This is a genomic window from Amphritea sp. HPY (assembly GCF_050870985.1).
In the GTDB taxonomy this organism is placed as follows: domain Bacteria; phylum Pseudomonadota; class Gammaproteobacteria; order Pseudomonadales; family Balneatricaceae; genus Amphritea.
This window is the reverse complement of sequence record NZ_CP194015.1, coordinates 4251869-4270204: the sequence shown is the minus strand read 5'-3', so window position 1 is coordinate 4270204 and position 18336 is coordinate 4251869. Positions and strand designations below refer to the sequence as shown.

General features: G+C 48.7%; 15 protein-coding genes. 10 read left to right on the top strand and 5 right to left on the bottom strand.

Features of this window, described 5'->3' with window-relative positions; all coding sequences use genetic code 11:
- The first annotated feature begins 26 nt into the window (after positions 1–26).
- Complete coding sequence (trkA, locus tag ACQUQM_RS18950) at positions 27–1403, top strand: Trk system potassium transporter TrkA (protein ID WP_432471438.1); 1377 nt, start codon at positions 27–29, stop codon at positions 1401–1403.
- A gap of 12 nt (positions 1404–1415) precedes the next feature.
- Positions 1416–2864 (top strand): TrkH family potassium uptake protein, encoded by a 1449-nt coding sequence (locus tag ACQUQM_RS18945; protein ID WP_432471437.1) that lies wholly within the window; start codon positions 1416–1418, stop codon positions 2862–2864.
- A 52-nt stretch (positions 2865–2916) separates the two neighbouring features.
- Here the strand turns inward: ACQUQM_RS18945 and ACQUQM_RS18940 are convergent, their stop codons facing one another.
- Positions 2917–3804 (bottom strand): lysophospholipid acyltransferase family protein, encoded by an 888-nt coding sequence (locus tag ACQUQM_RS18940; RefSeq protein WP_432471436.1) that lies wholly within the window; start codon positions 3802–3804, stop codon positions 2917–2919.
- Between the two features lie 99 nt (positions 3805–3903).
- Here ACQUQM_RS18940 and ACQUQM_RS18935 point away from each other — a divergent pair, with 99 nt between their 5' ends.
- From ACQUQM_RS18935 to ACQUQM_RS18915, 5 genes are all read left to right on the top strand, one after another.
- A complete protein-coding gene (locus tag ACQUQM_RS18935) occupies positions 3904–4350 on the top strand; it encodes a YtoQ family protein (RefSeq protein WP_432471435.1) in 447 nt (148 codons plus the stop codon).
- A 151-nt stretch (positions 4351–4501) separates the two neighbouring features.
- A complete protein-coding gene (gene glyQ, locus ACQUQM_RS18930; RefSeq protein WP_432471434.1) occupies positions 4502–5464 on the top strand; it encodes a glycine--tRNA ligase subunit alpha in 963 nt (320 codons plus the stop codon).
- Entirely contained in the window at positions 5464–7542 is a 2079-nt protein-coding gene (gene glyS / locus ACQUQM_RS18925; RefSeq protein ID WP_432471433.1) for a glycine--tRNA ligase subunit beta, read from the top strand. The genes glyQ and glyS overlap by 1 nt, the downstream gene beginning before the upstream one ends.
- Positions 7543–7665: 123 nt before the next feature.
- Positions 7666–8202: a D-glycero-beta-D-manno-heptose 1,7-bisphosphate 7-phosphatase gene (gene gmhB, locus ACQUQM_RS18920; RefSeq protein ID WP_432471432.1), complete on the top strand. Its 537-nt coding sequence runs from the start codon at positions 7666–7668 to the stop codon at positions 8200–8202.
- A gap of 133 nt (positions 8203–8335) precedes the next feature.
- Positions 8336–8608, top strand: coding sequence for a hypothetical protein (locus ACQUQM_RS18915; protein ID WP_432471431.1), 273 nt, complete (start codon positions 8336–8338; stop codon positions 8606–8608).
- A gap of 693 nt (positions 8609–9301) precedes the next feature.
- Here ACQUQM_RS18915 and gyrB read toward each other — a convergent pair.
- From gyrB to dnaA, 4 genes are read right to left on the bottom strand one after another with little or no spacing between them, the layout of a single operon-like run.
- Positions 9302–11725 carry a DNA topoisomerase (ATP-hydrolyzing) subunit B gene (gene gyrB / locus ACQUQM_RS18910; RefSeq protein ID WP_432471430.1) on the bottom strand — a complete coding sequence of 808 codons (2424 nt, stop codon included), beginning with the start codon at positions 11723–11725 and terminating at the stop codon, positions 9302–9304.
- 16 nt (positions 11726–11741) lie between these two features.
- The gene (gene recF / locus ACQUQM_RS18905; protein WP_432471429.1) at positions 11742–12830 is read right to left on the bottom strand and encodes a DNA replication/repair protein RecF; all 1089 of its coding nucleotides are present in this window, start codon (positions 12828–12830) and stop codon (positions 11742–11744) included.
- Positions 12831–12872: 42 nt separating this feature from the next.
- Positions 12873–13976: a DNA polymerase III subunit beta gene (gene dnaN, locus ACQUQM_RS18900; protein WP_432471428.1), complete on the bottom strand. Its 1104-nt coding sequence runs from the start codon at positions 13974–13976 to the stop codon at positions 12873–12875.
- Between the two features lie 31 nt (positions 13977–14007).
- Positions 14008–15570, bottom strand: a complete 1563-nt coding sequence (gene dnaA / locus ACQUQM_RS18895; protein ID WP_432471427.1) for a chromosomal replication initiator protein DnaA — start codon at positions 15568–15570, stop codon at positions 14008–14010.
- Between the two features lie 483 nt (positions 15571–16053).
- Between dnaA and rpmH the strand changes: the two genes are divergently transcribed.
- The 3 genes from rpmH to yidC are packed head-to-tail and all read left to right on the top strand — an operon-like array spanning position 16054 to position 18293.
- Positions 16054–16188, top strand: a complete 135-nt coding sequence (rpmH, locus tag ACQUQM_RS18890) for a 50S ribosomal protein L34 (protein ID WP_432471426.1) — start codon at positions 16054–16056, stop codon at positions 16186–16188.
- Positions 16189–16211: 23 nt separating this feature from the next.
- The gene (rnpA, locus tag ACQUQM_RS18885; RefSeq protein WP_432471425.1) at positions 16212–16601 is read left to right on the top strand and encodes a ribonuclease P protein component; all 390 of its coding nucleotides are present in this window, start codon (positions 16212–16214) and stop codon (positions 16599–16601) included.
- An 18-nt stretch (positions 16602–16619) separates the two neighbouring features.
- Complete coding sequence (gene yidC, locus ACQUQM_RS18880; RefSeq protein ID WP_432471424.1) at positions 16620–18293, top strand: membrane protein insertase YidC; 1674 nt, start codon at positions 16620–16622, stop codon at positions 18291–18293.
- Positions 18294–18336 lie beyond the last annotated feature (43 nt).

The window sequence follows — 18336 nt, the reverse complement described above, 5'->3', positions numbered from 1 at the left end:
GAATCTGATCGGAGCTTAGCGGACATATGAAAATTATAATTCTAGGCGCAGGTCAGGTTGGCGGCACCCTCGCTGAAAATCTGGCGAGTGAAGCCAACGATATAACCATTGTCGATACTGATATGAGCCGCTTGCGCGAACTGCAGGACCGTCTCGATATCCGAACCGTTGAAGGCAAAGCATCCTACCCATCGATTCTGGAACAGGCCGGTGCCCAGGATGCCGATATGCTGATCGCCGTTACTAACAGTGACGAAGTTAATATGATCGCCTGCCAGATCTCCCAAAGCCTGTATAACATCCCCACCAAGATCGCCCGGGTGCGTGAACACGATTACCTGCAAAGCAAGAAAAAAATCTTCACTGATAAAGCGATCCCTGTTGACGTCCTGATCAGCCCTGAAGAATTGGTTACCAAGCACGTAAAACGACTTATCGAGCATCCAGGCGCTTTGCAGGTGTTGGATTTTGCCGATGGCAGCGCTCAGCTGGTCGCAGTTAAAGCCTATTATGGTGGCCCGCTGGTCGGCCGCGAAATATCTTTCCTGCGGGCGCACATGCCAGCAGTTGACACCCGGGTAGCGGCAATTTTCCGGCAGGGCAGTCCAATTATTCCTAAGGGCGATACCGTCATCGAAGCCGATGACGAGGTGTTTTTTATCGCCGCAAAACGCGACATCCGTTCAGTAATGAGCGAGTTACGCCGTCTTGATCGTCCTTATAAAAGAATCATTATTGCCGGCGGTGGCAACATTGGTGCCCGCCTGGCCAAAATGATCGAAGATAACTTTCAGGTCAAGATAATCGAGCGCGACATCCGCCGCTGCAATGATCTGGCTAAGCGCCTGGACAACACGATAGTATTGCACGGCAGCGCTTCTGATAAAGAGTTATTGCTGGAAGAAAATATCGAAGACACCGATGTATTCTGCGCGCTTACCAATGATGATGAAGCCAACATTATGGCCTCGATGCTGGCAAAACGTCTCGGGGTACGCACGGTAATGACCCTGATAAACAACCCTGCCTACGTCGACCTGGTGCAAGGCGGGGTGATCGATATCGCCATTTCACCTCAACAAACAACTATCGGCAGCCTGCTGACCCACGTCCGCCGAGGCGATGTTGCTGCAGTCCACTCCCTGCGCCGGGGCGCGGCCGAAGCACTGGAAGCGGTTGCTCATGGTGACAAACGAAGCTCCAAGGTGGTCGGCAAAGCGATTGAAGAGATCGACCTGCCAACAGGTACAACCATCGGTGCTATCGTGCGCAACAAAGAAGTACTGATCGCCCATGACGATGTAGTTGTAGAAAATGATGACCATGTAATTCTGTTCCTGGTAGACAAGCGCAAGATCGGTGAAGTCGAGCGCTTATTCCAGGTTGGACTGGGTTTCTTCTGATCGGACGCCACCATGCATTATAAAGTCATACTTCGCATTCTAGGCATCCTGCTGATGATCTTCAGCATCTCTATGCTGCCGCCCATCGCCATTTCATACGCCTACAATGACGGCTCTCACCTGGCATTTATTTCAGGTTTCCTGATCACACTGCTCACAGGATTTATTATCTGGGCTCCGGTTTATCGGGTGCGGCAAGATCTAAGAACCCGTGATGGATTCCTGATCACGGTATTGTTCTGGGTGGTACTTGGACTGTTTGGTTCGATCCCGTTTATGCTGGCGCAAACCCCGGATCTGAGTTTCGTCGATGCGATGTTTGAATCGTTGTCTGGTCTGACAACCACCGGGGCAACGGTAATTACCGGCATCGATTACCTGCCTGAATCAATTTTGTTCTACCGTCAGCAACTGCAATGGCTTGGCGGCATGGGTATCATCGTGCTGGCAGTCGCCATTCTGCCGATGCTGGGTATCGGTGGCATGCAGCTTTATCGCGCCGAGACACCCGGACCGGTAAAAGACAGTAAACTTACACCGCGAATTACAGAAACAGCTAAAGCGCTCTGGTATATCTATCTGTCGCTGACCATCGCCTGTGCTCTTGGCTACTGGCTTGCAGGCATGACTGCATTTGATGCGATAGGGCACAGTTTCTCTACGGTTGCTATCGGTGGTTTCTCAACCCATGACGCCAGTATCGGCTACTTCGACAGCCCGACTATTGAAGCGATCTGTACCTTTTTCATGGTGATCTCGGCGGTTAACTTTGGCCTGCATTTCTTCGCCTGGCGACAGCGCAGCCTGACACATTACTTCAGGGACCCTGAATTCAAATTTTACCTGACTATCCTGACAGGCATTTCAATTCTGGCATCTTTAGTTCTTGTATTAACGGAAACTTATCCCCCCGGTGAATCCATTCGCAAAGCGGTCTTCGAAGTTGTATCTATCGCAACCACTACCGGTTTTGCCACAGCCGATTTCGCTCAGTGGCCGGTAATGCTGCCATTTCTTCTTTTTGTGGCCGCATTTTCAGGCGGCTGCGCCGGGTCAACCGGTGGCGGCATGAAAGTTATAAGAATACTGCTGATCCTTAAACAGGGCTCCAGAGAGATTCAACGACTGATTCACCCCAACGCAGTGATACCAGTCAAGTTTGGCAGCAAACCCATCTCAGACCGCGTCCTGGAAGCTGTATGGGGCTTCTTCTCCGTCTACCTGATCGTATTCGTCATAATGCTGATAATCCTGCTGGGAACAGGCCTGGATCAGGTGACCGCCTGGTCTGCGGTAGGCGCCACCCTGAACAACCTGGGACCGGGCCTCGGGCAGGTAGCAGTACATTACGGGGATCTCAACGAGCCGGCTAAATGGGTTCTTTGCTTTGCAATGCTACTAGGGCGACTTGAAGTATTTACCCTGTTGGTACTCTTCACTCCGGCATTCTGGAGGCGCTAAAACTTACAGCTGTCTAACCGACCAACAGAACGTTGGTCGGGTTACCTTTCTATCAATAGACCTTAGCTTCACCTTCAGGGCGATAATCAAAGCGCCGATATTCCCACTGGTACTGCTCCGGAATCTGACGTACGCAAGATTCGACTTCGGCATTCATAGCCCGCGCCGAAACTTCAATATCTTTGCTTCTGATAGCGGGATCAGCTTTATTAAAATAGATTTCAAAACCTTCACCATCCGGTAATCTTTTAGCAAATGCAGAAATAACCTCTGCACCAGTTTGAGCCGCCAGTTGAGGCAATAATTTCATTGTATACGCCTCGATTCCAAAAAATGGGACGAATACACCACTACCGCGATCAGCTTCCTGATCTGGCAAAATACCAACCAGGTTTCCCGCTTTAAGGGCCTTCATTGTCATCCGTACACCTTTGACGTTAGCCGGTGCTAACTTCGCCCCCATCCGTTCGCGCTTACGTCTTATTACCTTATCCATCAATTCTAGTTTTGGCGGACGATACATCGATGTCATCTGATATTTACTACTCAGATACAAACCTAAAACTTCCCAATTTCCGAGATGGGGGGCAATTGCAATAACACCTTTATTCCGGGCCAGCGCTTCTCTTAGAACGTCTTCGTTGTGAACTTTTTTGATTTTCTTTAGAACCCTTTCTGGCTTCCACATCCAGGACATCCCCATCTCTCCAGCGGAACACCCCGTTTGTTCAATACTACTAATTGCCAGTGCTTCTCTCTGAGAGGAGTCCAACTCAGGAAAACATATCTCAACATTCTTCCTGGTAATCCTCGCCAGCTTACTCTCTCCTCGCGCCATCTTCCGACCCAACGCAGATCCTAACCGTTGCGCCCAAGCTAAGGGCAACAGCGAAATCAGAAAGAGAACAGAAACTGCCAGCAGACCTTTGATATGTTTCACGTGAAACCTTTTGTATTGTGAAATTGTTTTGCGGGATGAAATCAGGCGAACATTATATAATAGCCGATCAATTAAAGAACAATTAGTAGAGATAGAGCGATGCGATATACAGTTTATTTATCTGGTGAGATTCACACGGACTGGCGCGATAAAATCAAAGCAGCGGTAAAAGCACAGAACCTCCCGCTGGATATTCTGACGCCAAATACAGATCACGACAGCAGCGACGACTGCGGCGTGAGCATTCTGGGCCAGGAAGAAAAGGTTTTCTGGAAAGACCATAAAGCAGCGAAGATCAATAGCATTCGTCACACCAGAGCTATTGAAAGATCAGACATTGTCGTTGTTCGCTTTGGCGATAAATACAAACAATGGAACGCAGCATTCGATGCTGGCATGGCTGCTGCGCTCGGTAAAGGACTGATCGTTGAGCACGCTACTGATATCACCCACCCATTGAAAGAGATCGACGCTGCAGCAATGGCAGTCGCAGAAAACACAGAACAGGTTATCCAGATACTGGAATACCTCTGCCGGGATTATTGATAAGCAACATAGCCAATAAATAACTTAGGTAATAAGCCACCAAGGCGGTCAAAAAACAAACATTTGCCGCCACACACACCTCTTAACTGTCAGCTTTTGGTGTATAATTTCGCTCTATTTTTGAAGCAACAGATTCATAAGGGTGATCTCCGTGACAGATAAAGCGTCTCCAGACGTAAGCACCTTCCAGGGGCTGATACTGGCATTGCAAGAGTATTGGGCAGAGCAGGGCTGTGTAATCATTCAACCGCTGGATATGGAAGTAGGTGCAGGCACATTCCATCCTGCAACCTTCCTCCGCGCGATCGGTCCTGAAACCTGGAACTCAGCTTACGTACAACCAAGCCGTCGTCCTACCGACGGTCGTTACGGTGACAACCCAAACCGTCTGCAGCATTACTATCAGTTCCAGGTTGTGATGAAGCCATCACCGGCCAATATGCAGGAGCTCTATCTTGGCTCCCTGAAACATATGGGCCTGGATCTATTGGTTCATGACGTTCGTTTTGTTGAAGACAACTGGGAATCTCCGACCCTTGGAGCCTGGGGTCTTGGCTGGGAAGTCTGGCTTAACGGTATGGAAGTGACCCAGTTCACTTACTTCCAGCAAGCCGGCGGCCTTGAGTGCTACCCGGTCACTGGTGAAATCACCTACGGCCTGGAACGTATTGCAATGTACATCCAGAGCGTCGAGAGCGTTTATGATCTGGTGTGGGCTATCAACCCTGACGGCACTAAAGTCACTTACGGCGATGTTTTCCACCAGAACGAAGTTGAGCAATCGACTTACAACTTTGAGCACGCTGACGTACCGCAGCTGTTTAAAAACTTCGACCACCATGAAGCTGAGTGCGAAAAACTACTGGCACTTGAGACTCCGTTACCACTACCTGCATACGAGCAGGTATTGAAAGCCTCTCATACATTTAACTTGCTGGATGCCCGTCACGCGATCTCGGTTACCGAACGCCAGCGTTATATCTTGCGGGTGCGAACCCTGGCGCGCAAAGTTGCACAGGGGTATTTCAACACTCGCAAGGCACTTGGCTTCCCACTGGCGGAAGAGGGTGTACGCAACGAAGTTCTGGCCGCTTGTGCTGAGGAGAGTAAATAATGGAAACTCTAGACTTCCTTTTTGAGCTGGGCACTCAGGAACTGCCACCAAAAGCATTGAAGAGTCTTTCAGATGCACTTGAAGCAGACGTTACTTCAGGCCTGAAAGAACTGTTCGGTAAAGACGCAGATTTGCTGTTGAAAAATAGCGAAATAAAGTCATACGCAGCACCACGACGCCTGGCCTTGGTTATACAAAACCTACCAACTGAAGTCCCTGGCAGCGTCTTTGTTATGCAAGGCCCTCCGGCACGTATCGCATTCGACGGCGACGGCAAACCAACCAAAGCTCTGGAAGGCTTTGCCCGTAAGTGCGGCGCTTCAGTTGCACAGCTGGAGGAGATCAATGGCAAAATGCACTTCAGTAAAGAGGTGCCTGCTAAACCAGTTTCAAACCAGCTACCTGCAATTATTGAAGAGGCTCTTGCCAAACTGCCAATTCCTAAGCGCATGCGCTGGGGTGCATCCCGCACCGAATTTGTACGCCCGGTTCAGTGGCTTGCAATGCTACTGGGCGATCAGATTGTTGATTGCGAAATAATGGGGCTTAAATCGGGTCGTACGACCCGGGGCCATCGTTTCCACTACGATCAGGAAATCGAGCTGAGCAACGCCAGCGAGTATCTTGAAAACCTTGAAAGCGTCGGCAAAGTTATCGCCGACTTCGACGAGCGCCGTGAAAAAATCCGCGCCCAGGTAGAAGCCGAAGGCGCCCTGGTCAACGGTATTGCCCAGATCGACGACGAACTTCTTGATGAAGTAACGGCGCTAAACGAATGGCCAGTTGCGCTGACCGGTCGCTTCGAAGAACGCTTCCTGGACGTTCCAGCCCAGGCACTAATCTCTTCCATGAAAGAGCACCAAAAATACTTCCACGTCACTGACGAGGAAGGCACCCTGATGCCTTACTTTATTACTATCTGTAATATCGAATCAAAAGATCCGGCGCAGGTTATCGCAGGTAACGAAAAGGTTATTCGTCCACGTCTGGCCGATGCCGCTTTCTTCTTAGAAACCGATAAGAAGCGCACCCTGGAATCACGCATCGACGACCTTAACAATATCGTATTCCAGAAAGATCTCGGCACACTGCACGCTAAAGCCATTCGTGTAGCAGCGCTGGCGAAGCACATCGCCGCCACCCTGAAGCAGGATGAGTTCAAAGCGGAACGCGCAGCGATGCTTGCCAAGACTGACTTAATGACCGATATGGTATTTGAGTTTCCCGATCTGCAGGGTCTGATGGGCTACCATTATGCTCTGAACGACGGTGAAGACGAAGCGGTTGCACTGGCCCAAAATGAGCAATACATGCCTCGTTTTGCCGGCGATGAGTTACCACAGTCTGAGCCTGGAATAGCTGTAGCAATCGCAGATCGCCTGGATACACTTACCGGCTTGTTCGGTATTAATCAGCCACCTACCGGCTCTAAAGATCCCTTTGCTCTGCGCCGTGCAGCCCTGGGTGTATTGCGCATTATCGTAGAAGGCAAACTAGACCTCGACCTGGCGGACCTTATACAAGTCGCCGTTTCTAACCATGGTCATCTGCCGGCAAGCGCCGGTGCCGAGACTAAAGTACTCGACTTTATGCTTGAGCGATTCCGCGCCTGGTACGAAGGCGAGGGCATTGCAGTTGAAGTATTCCTCTCCGTGCTTGCGGTCAAACCTACGCAACCTTTAGAGTTCGACAAGCGTGTTAAAGCTGTTAACCACTTCCGTACGTTAAGCGAAGCTGAGGCTCTCGCCGCAGCAAACAAGCGTGTTTCCAACATCCTGAGCAAGCAAGGTGTTAGCGATGCGCTAAGCGTCTCTCAGGAGCTTCTGCATGACCCTGCAGAGAAGACACTTGCAGCAGCCGTTGCTGCTAAGCAGACATCTCTGGCCCCACTGTTTGAGCAAGGCGACTATAAGGCTATCCTTGAGCAGCTGGCTGATCTGCGGAGTGACGTCGACAGTTTCTTCGATGATGTTATGGTTATGGCTGACGATGAAGCAGTTAAAAACAATCGTCTTGCACTGCTTTCGCAACTGCGCAACCTCTTCCTTGGTGTAGCTGACATCTCTGCACTGAGCTAAGATTCGGCCTCATCCGCAAGTATAAAAGCCGGTTCTATACCGGCTTTTTTGTGTATAGGATGTGCGGTTTGCCTTAGTATAAAACGCACAGGAATGGCTTTATATTCTGAGAATAATATCTACATGAAACTACTTATCCTTGATCGCGATGGTGTCATCAATTTCGATTCAGACGACTATGTTAAATCTGTCGATGAGTGGCTACCAATCCCTGGTAGTATCGAAGCGATCGCTGAACTGTCCAAAGCGGGCTTCACCATCGCTGTCGCGACCAACCAATCAGGTATCGCTCGAGGTTATTTCAGCCCTGAAACATTGCACCTGATGCACTCCAAAATGCGCCACTTAGTAGGCGAGCAGGGCGGCCATATCGACCATATCGAATACTGTCCCCATGGTCCCGATGACCAATGCGATTGCCGAAAACCGCTGCCTGGAATGATCAACAGCATACTGGATCAATACCCGGAAGCAGACACTGAATCAGTCTTTGTTGTTGGCGATTCGTTGCGAGATCTGGAAGCCGGCCTCACTGCCGGATGTAAGCCGTTGCTTGTTAGAACAGGTAAGGGCGAGCGAACCATCACTAAAGGCGGTCTGCCAGAAAACCTGTTGATTTGTGACGACCTTAAATCAGCAATCCCCTATATTCTCAGCTGAATATTATTCCGGCCAGCGGATGTTTCACGTGAAACATCCGTTAATTACGGTACCGCATGTACCACTTCAGAAAGGTATTAAAAGAACAAAAGCAGGAGTAAAGTTAGTAAACTTAACTTTCCCGGTGCCCATATTGAAACCCGATACAACGACAGCCATGAATGACCTGATTGCTCAGGTAAGGGAATCAATACCATTCGATACCCCGATGTCTGAGCTATGCAACGGCCCATGTACTGGATGCTCTAAGAAGCTACTCGACTTTCTCGATACTCAGATAGAGGAATGGGAAAGTGATATCGCAGCAGGCAACCAACCAAACCTGGGTGATATTCACAGCCTCGCCAAGACCAGTAGAAAGATCTATGCGGTCCTGAAGAAAAACGGCCTGATCAAAGAACAGTAATAAACACTGAAACAAGAATGGTATTACACAGCCACTAATTCCACACTCATTAAAAAAAGCGCTGCTATCCGCAGCAGAAGCTGAATCCAACAGCCTAGCCAGTAACCTAAAACTGCGACTCAATAGATTACTTAAAGAAAACAGAGATAGCCGACCGATCGCGATTACTCAAAGTAGGTACATGTGCGCCATTGGTACTGATGCGAAATAACGGAGCTATATATATTCCCAAAACATAAGCCCAAAAAGAGCCGCTGCTTTAAACAAAGTGACAACACATGTAGAGGATCGCATGGCTCACTTAAAGATTGGCTCGCCTGACCGGCCACATCGAAAGAGAACAGCAGGGTCGATCAGTTTAAAGCTTAAACACGACCTACCCTGGATTGAGCTTTCTATCTGATCAAAAAATAGTGACCGCTAAGAAGCAAGCGAACTATTTAACTTCAAGCTATGACCAATGGAAACCTGAGAATTTTAAGGGTTTTCATTAAAAATCAACGTCCTGAAACACCACTCACAAGGAAAAAGCATCACTAGCAATATGATGTGATAGCTAACAAGAAAAATAGCATGAAGCGCCACTGAAGAGCGTATAGGCCAGGTCAAAAAAAAGCAGCCACTTGGCTGCTTTAAATTTTGGCAATCATTACAAGCGACACTATTTGTCACCTGTAATCACATTCAGTTCAATCAAACATCAAGGTTGGAAACATTCAGAGCGTTGGTTTCGATAAAGTCACGTCGTGGTTCAACTTCGTCACCCATCAGGGTAGTGAAGAGTTGATCAGCTGCGATCGCATCATCGATAGTCACCTGCAACATACGACGGCATTCAGGATCCATTGTAGTTTCCCACAACTGCTCAGGGTTCATCTCACCCAACCCCTTATAACGTTGAATGCTGTGACCACGTTTAGACTGATCCATCAACCAGGTCAGTCCGGATGAAAACTCAGTCGTTGCAAAAGTACGCTCTCCACGCTTGAAGTATGCGGTCTCTTCAAGCAAGCCAGTCAATGTTTCACCCAGACCTGCAATAGCTGCATAATCTTTAGATTCAAAGAAGCTCAGATCAAAAGTGAAGCTTGAGCTTACACCGTGCTGCAACACTTTAACATCGGGCAGGAATACGCCCAGGCGATCCTTATCTTCATGTACCGATGAGGTGTAAACATCGCCACCATCCAAAGTATCACCGAGTCCATCACAGACTTTATCAATCCACTCAGCGACTGACTGGTCATCGGTCAGCTGCTCAACAGTAAGGCGATCGGTATAAACCATCTGACGCAGAACCGGCTCAGGATAGATCCTGGACAAACGCGCAATCATCTTATCAACACTACGGTAACGATTTACGATCTCTTCCAGTCCCGTGCCATTGATTGCAGGTGCCTCGGCATTAACATGCAGAGAAGCATTCTCAAGTGCACCCTGAAGCAGGTAGTTATCCAGCGCATCATCATCTTTCAGATACTGCTCCTGCTTGCCTTTCTTGATCTTATACAGAGGTGGCTGTGCAATATACACGTGGCCACGCTCGATAACTTCGATCATCTGACGGAAGAAAAAAGTCAGCAACAGAGTTCGGATGTGAGATCCATCGACGTCGGCATCGGTCATGATTATGATCTGATGGTAACGCAATTTTTCCGGGTTAAACTCTTCCCGGCCAATACCGGTACCCAGCGCGGTAATCAGTGTTCCTACTTCAGCAGACGACAGCATCTTATCGAAGCGCGCCTTTTCAACGTTAAGGATCTTACCTTTAAGTGGCAGAATAGCCTGGGTCTTCCGATCACGACCCTGCTTGGCAGAACCGCCAGCGGAATCACCCTCCACCAGGTAGATTTCAGAAAGTGCCGGGTCTTTTTCCTGACAGTCGGCAAGCTTGCCGGGCAGGCCGGCAATATCCAGAGCACCTTTACGACGCGTCATCTCACGCGCCTTACGAGCAGCCTCACGGGCACGCGCCGCATCGATCATCTTTGAAACGACCGCTTTAGCGTCCTGTGGATTCTCCTGCAGATAATCGTTCAGCATTTCATACATGGCCTGCTCAACGGCGGTTTTAACCTCGGAAGAAACCAGCTTATCTTTAGTCTGAGAAGAAAACTTAGGATCCGGCACTTTAACAGAAACAATAGCCGTCAAACCCTCACGACAGTCATCACCAGTGGTCGCAGCCTTACCATTTTTGTTGAGTTTCTCGCTATCGATATAGTTATTCAACGCACGGGTAAGGGCGGTACGAAAGCCTGACAGGTGAGTACCACCGTCACGCTGCGGAATATTGTTAGTGAAGCTGTGGATACTTTCCTGAAAACTGTCATTCCACTGCATAGCCACTTCAACACCGACGCCATTCTCATGGGTAGTATTGAAATGGAACATCTTATTAGCGGCTGTTTTATTGGTATTCAGGAATTCAACAAAAGAGCTCAGACCACCTTCATAGGCGAATAACTCTTCGTCACCGCTGCGCTCATCGATCAGACGGATCGCCACACCGGAGTTAAGGAATGACAGCTCGCGCAGGCGTTTAGCCAGGATATCGAATTTAAACGCGATGTTTTTAAAGGTATCTGCGGAAGGCCAGAAACGCAGCATCGTGCCTGAAGTTTCGGCCTTACCGACCACTTTCAGCGGTTCATCAGGAACACCATGACGATAGATCTGCTCGAAGACTTCACCATGACGACGAATAGTCAGCTTCAGTTCGGCAGACAGGGCGTTAACAACCGAAACACCCACGCCGTGCAGACCACCGGAGACTTTATAAGAGTTATCGTCAAACTTACCACCGGCGTGAAGGATAGTCATAATAACTTCGGCAGCCGACACACCTTCTTCTTCGTGCAGCTCGGTCGGTATACCACGACCGTTATCGGACACAGTTACGCTTTCATCGCTGTGGATAACAACGCGGATCTCACTACAATGACCAGCCAGCGCTTCATCGATTGAGTTATCAACAATCTCGAAAACCATATGGTGCAAGCCGGTACCATCATCAGTGTCACCGATATACATGCCCGGGCGCTTACGAACTGCATCCAGTCCTTTAAGAACTTTAATACTGGAAGAATCGTATTCCTGATTGTCGCCGCTCATCTAACTCTCCTGGTTATTATCCGGTGCTCAGGGCACCTTCTTGTACTTCGAGAAAACACAGATCGGTCTGTTCTGACCAGAAACCGCTTAGAGATGCTTTATCAACACAAGTGATAAAACACTGATTGACGGTTTTCTCCAAATAATTACAAAATAACTGACTATGATGCCGATCAAGCTCTGATGGCAAATCATCAATCAGATAGATACAAGCTCTGCTGTTGAGTTTATAAAACAGGGCTCCCTGAGCCAGTTTCAACGCACTGACCACAACCTTCTTCTGGCCTCTTGAGAGGCGTTCTGAAGCGTTATGACCATCGACTTTAACTCTCAGGTCTGCACGTTGTGGTCCGGCGCTGGTAAAACCCTGACGCAGATCCCGTTCAAAGCTGTCTTCCAGCACCTGATCGAGGCTACGCTTCTTATCCCATCCGGAGCTGAATCTCAGATCGATTTTCAGACCACCGAGGAGATCATCGAGAATCGCATCAAATTCCGGTTTTAACAGTGCAAGATACGCTTCACGAAGCGTATTCACCTGCTCAGAATAGTTTATAAACTCACGGTCCCAGACCTTGCGAATATTAGGGTCAATTTTACCACATTTCAGCAGAGAATTACGCTGTTTTAATACCCTTCTGCAGGCGCGCCAAAGCCTTATAAATGAAGGGTCTGTATGGAAAACTCCCCAATCGACAAACTGTCGCCGGATAGTAGGACTTCCTTCAAGAATCTGGAAGGTATCAGAGTTGATAACCTGAATCGGTAATAGCTCGGCAAGGGTGGTCAGATCGATATTATCGCCGGCGTAACGGATACGTGCATCACCTTCCAGCGTCCGTTCCACACCCACAGGCTGAACCGCGCCGGTGCCCATCGCATCAAGCTGGGCAAACACCATACAACTTTGCTGCTGAGCCTGGATCAGATGGTTCAATTTATTGGTACGAAATGAACGGGTAAGACCCAGCAGGTGAATCGCCTCAAGCAAACTGCTTTTGCCGCTGCCATTAGCACCATGAATGATATTGATATGAGAGGAGGGCTGCAGAGAAACGTCTGTCAGGTTGCGTACATTCCGTACGCTGAGTTTTTTTATTGGCATAGGAGAGAAGAGGGGCTGAAGGCTTCAGCCCCTCAGAAGGCATTACATACGCATCGGCATTACGACATAAAGGGAGTCGCTATCATCAAGCCCTTCAATCAGCGCACTGCTGTTTGAATCGGCCAGGGTAAAGCGAACCACATCAGAATTAACGATTGATAACACATCCAGCAGATAGTTAACGTTAAAGCCGATCTCCAGACTATCGCCCTCGTAATCAACCGCTACGGTTTCTTCCGCTTCTTCCTGCTCAGGATTATTCGCCATAACCTGCAGATAACCACTGGTCAGAGACAACCGCACACCACGATATTTCTCATTCGACAAGATCGCAATCCTGCTGAATACCTGACGCAGTTCCTGCCGGGTTCCAAGCATAAACTTGTCGCCACCTTGCGGGATTACGCGCTGATAATCAGGGAACTTGCCGTCAACCAGTTTAGAAGTGAAGGTAAAATCACCGGCATGGGCACGGATATGATTAGCACCGACAACCAGTTTAACCAGCTCGTCGCCATTTTGCAGCAAACGGGCCAGTTCAAGAATACCTTTACGCGGCACAATAAACTGATGATTAGCCGGCCCGTTAGTATCAACCTCAGCAACGCTGGTTGCCAGACGATGGCCATCGGTAGATACCGCACGGAGGCTGTTCTCAGTAATTTCCAGCAACATACCATTCAGGTAGTAGCGGACATCCTGCTGCGCCATTGAGAAGCCGGTTTGATCGATCAGTCGACGCACCTGGTTCTGCGATACACTCAACTCAAATGCTTCAGGGCTATCTTCCACATTAGGGAACTCAGCCGCCGGCAGGGTAGAAAGAGTAAAGCGGCTACGACCCGCCTTAATAACCATTTTCTGACCGGTCAGCGTAAGCTCAATCTGGGCAGAATCCGGCAGGGATTTACAGATATCCATCAGCTTTCGCGCTGGCACCGTGATCGAACCCGGCTCAGCCGGCTCATCCAGTTGCACCCGACCAACCAGCTCTACTTCTAGGTCGGTACCCGTCATCGATAGCTGATCACCTTCAGCAACCAACAAGATATTGGACAGCACAGGCAGTGTCTGACGACGTTCTACTACACCAGCAACCAACTGCAACGGCTTAATTAGCGCTTCTCTGGAAATAACAAATTTCATGTTTTCCTATCCACCTTAATAGATCAGTCTGTTACGCCGTCAGATGACGTAGCAGATTCTGATAATCCTCTCTTATATCCGTATCGCTCTCACGCAACGAAGCCACCTTACGGCAACCATGCAGAATCGTCGTGTGATCCCGGCCACCAAACGCATCGCCAATCTCAGGTAAGCTGTGATTAGTCAGCTCTTTTGACAGACTCATCGCCATCTGGCGGGGCCTGGCAACAGAGCGACTGCGACGCTTGGAAAGCAGGTCCGATACTTTGATCTTATAGTAATCGGCAACAACCCGCTGAATGTTATCAATACTAACCTGTTTATCCTGCAAAGCCAGCAGGTCTTTCAGTGATTCTTTAATAAATGGTGTGGTAATCGCACTACCGGTAAAGTGGGCATTAGCGATTACCCGTTTGAGGGCTCCTTCAAGCTCCCGCACGTTGGAACGAATTTTCTGTGCCAGGAAGAAAGCAGAATCATCCGGCAGGCGTACTTGCGCCTCCTCGGCTTTCTTCATCAGAATCGCAACCCGGGTCTCAAGCTCCGGTGGTTCAATCGCAACAGTAAGGCCCCAGCCAAAGCGAGACTTCAACCGTTCTTCGACACCGTTTATCTCTTTCGGATAACGATCACTGGTCAGAATCATCTGCTGACCACCCTCAAGCAGGGCATTAAAAGTGTGGAAAAACTCTTCCTGGGAGCGCTCTTTACCGGCAAAAAACTGAATGTCATCAATCAACAGCGCATCGACCGAACGGTAGTAACGCTTGAAGTCGTTAATTGCATTGAGCTGTAACGCCTTAACCATGTCGGCAACAAACCGCTCTGAATGCAGATAAACGATCTTGGCATTAGGGTTACGCTGCAACATCTCCATCCCGACAGCATGCATCAGGTGCGTTTTACCCAGACCAACACCACCGTAGATAAACAGCGGGTTATATGATCCACCAGGATTATCAGCTACTTGCTGAGCTGCAGCCAGGGCTAACTGGTTCGATTTACCCTGCACAAAAGAATTAAAGGTAAATGACTGGTTCAGGTTGGACTGATGCCGTACACCACCTTCTACATCAACATTGCGTTTAGGCTGGGTGATAATAGTAGGCGGTGGCGGAGCAATGATGTCCCGGCCTACCGGCTGGAAACTGCTGTCATCAATTGCCAGCTGAGTCGGCGCATCCTGCAACAATTCTGGCTCGGCAATAGGCGCACGAACACTGGCGGCTCGAGCAGGCGCAGGCGCGGCTTGTTCAGGAGTTGCAAACTGGGAAACCGGCTGTCGTGCTTGCACAGCAGGTTGTGCCGGACGGGCTGGACGAACCGGGCGGCCACCAAAACCAGCACTCTGGCCAGCGATAGTAATACTGACCTTAGCGCTAATATCGCCACTGACTGCATTAACGATCTCGCGGATACGATTCAGGTACTTATCGCTTACCCAATCCTTAACGAACCGGTTTGGGGCAAGCAGTATAAGTTCAGCATCGGCATCAGGAGAAGCTTTAAGTGGTCGAATCCAGGTATTGTATTGCTGGGCTGGGAACTCCTCTTGAAGACTTTGCAAGCACCGTTCCCACAACTCCGCCGACATAAAAAATCCTTTACAAAAACAACCACGAAAGCCAAATCAAAAACAGCCCAGATAATACCCTTTATAGAGCGTCTTATCCACAGTTCTGACGACCCTGTTACTAATTCTTTTTATTAGGCTGTTTTTCAGATAATTTGCCACTCAAAAGCAGCACATATCCACTGACAAAAACTAGTAAACAGCTTGCTCAAAGCTTAAATACAACTAATTACCATAGTTACCAACAAGACAACCAATTGTTTTTAATCGCGTTTACATGTTTAACAACAAAATAATCAACAATTGTTATAGAAAACAAGCAAACCTGCAGAAGCACTCAATACTGAGCCCCACCTATATATGCAGGCGGTCAGATATATAAAAAAAAACCAAATAGGGATTGTAAAGGCCTTAGCTTTTAACTAAAATTCCGCGTCTGTTTTTTGATCGTGGGATTCAGCCACCTTACTGATACCACCACACTAAGTAAGTTAGGACTGAACAATGAAAAGAACTTTTCAACCAAGTAACCTGAAACGCAAACGTACTCACGGTTTCCGTGCTCGCATGGCAACTAAGAGCGGTCGTGTAATTATCAACCGTCGTCGCGCTAAAGGTCGTAAGAGTCTGGCAGCATAATTATTGCCCGTCAGGCTGACTGAATGAATGAATTCAGATATCCCCGCCAGTTAAGGCTATTAACCGGTGGGGATTTTAAACAGGTCTTCAGCCGAGCCAGCATCAAGGTGTCAGATAAACATCTGTTGATACTTGCCTGTCCCAACGAACTCGATCATTCTCGTATCGGCTTCGTCATCTCCAAAAAAAATATCCGTTTAGCTGTTAATCGTAATCGCGTTCGACGTATCATTCGCGAGTCTTTTCGACTTAATCAGCATGATCTTCCCAATGTCGACATAGTTATCCTTGCCAGAAAAGGCTTGGGCGATATTGAAAACCCGGATGTTCACTCGCTAATTAAGCGGAGCTGGTCGCGGCTGGTTAAGAAGGCTAAAGCAACTGCAAGACCTAAACCGACATCAAACAAATAACTGAATGGTCCAGAAACCATGGATGTACAGCGCATTATTCTGATAGCAGCACTCGGCATAATCTCATATATGCTGGTGCTACAGTGGAACCAGGACTACGGCGTTCAGCCGGAGCCGGTTGTTCAGACCGAGTCTGTTTCCGCATACCAGTCATCAACTGATACCACAGCCAGCAACGGTGGTGACCTGCCACAAACTGAAACACCTGCAGCAAACGGTGCCGATGTTCCTGGTGCTAAAGCGGTAGTCACTCAGCAGAAGCAACTGATCAGCGTAAAAACTGATGTGCTGGAACTGTTAATCGATTCCAAAGGTGGCGACATTATTGAGGTAGCTCTGCCTCAGTACAAAGCTACCCTAGGTGCAGATCAGCCTTTCGTCCTGCTGGAACAGAATGGTAACCGTACCTATGTATCGCAAAGCGGACTCATTGGAACTAACGGTCCTGATGCCAGTGTTGATGGTCGTCCAACCTATACGACTACAGCTAATAGCTACCAATTGGAAGGCGATGAGTTGGTTGTTGATCTGACCCATACAGCAGATAACGGTGTCATCATCACTAAACGCTACCGCTTCAACAAAGGTAGTTATGAAGTTGCTCTGGATTATCAGGTAAATAACACTTCCGCTGAAAACTGGCAGGCTAAACTGTTTGGCCAGATCAAGCGTGATGGTTCTGGAGACCCTTCAGAAACAACCGATATGGGCATGCAGTCCTACCTGGGTGCCGTATTCTCAACAACAGAAGATAACTATCAAAAAATATCTTTTGACGACATGAAGGAAGCGAACTTCAAAGCTGCCAGCCAGGATGGGTGGGTTGCGATGAGTCAGCATTACTTCCTGAGTGCATGGATACCAGCTTCTGGCGCTGAGTATAGCTACAGCAGCCGGGTCAGTGGTGACAACCACATCGCAGGCTTTGTTTCACCAGCATTTGATGTAAAGCCAGGCGAAACCAAGACAGTAAGTGCTAACTTTTATGCCGGACCGAAAGTAACAGAGCTGTTGGAAGAAGCTGCACCAAACCTGGAGCTGACCGTCGATTACGGTATCCTCTGGTTTATCGCATCACCAATGGCGATGGTACTAAAATGGATTCACAGCTTCGTTGGTAACTGGGGTGTTGCAATCATCTTCATTACGATTCTCGTGAAAGCATTGCTGTTCCAGGTTAACGCTAAAGCCTTTAAATCTATGGCTAAGATGCGTAAATTTGGCCCTGAGATGACTCGCCTGAAAGAACTGCATGGCGACGACCGTCAGAAGATGTCTCAGTCCATGATGGAGCTGTACAAGAAAGAGAAGATCAACCCGTTAGGTGGCTGCCTGCCTATCGTGGCCCAGATGCCAATCTTCATCGCTCTGTACTGGGTACTGCTGGAATCCGTAGAACTGCGCCACGCACCATTCATGCTATGGATTACCGATATGTCGGTTATGGATCCTTACTTCCTGATGCCGATCCTGATGGGTGGAACTATGTTCATTCAGCAGCTGCTGAACCCGACACCTCCGGACCCGATGCAAGCGAAGATCATGAAGATGCTACCGATCGTCTTTACTTTCTTCTTCCTGTGGTTCCCGGCAGGTCTGGTTCTGTACTGGCTGGTGAACAACGTACTGTCTATCGCACAACAGTATGTTATCAACAAGCAGATTGAAGGCGACGGCGGCAAGAAAGCCTGACCTTAAGACTCTTGTAAGAGTCGATCTGATAAAAAAGGCCTCA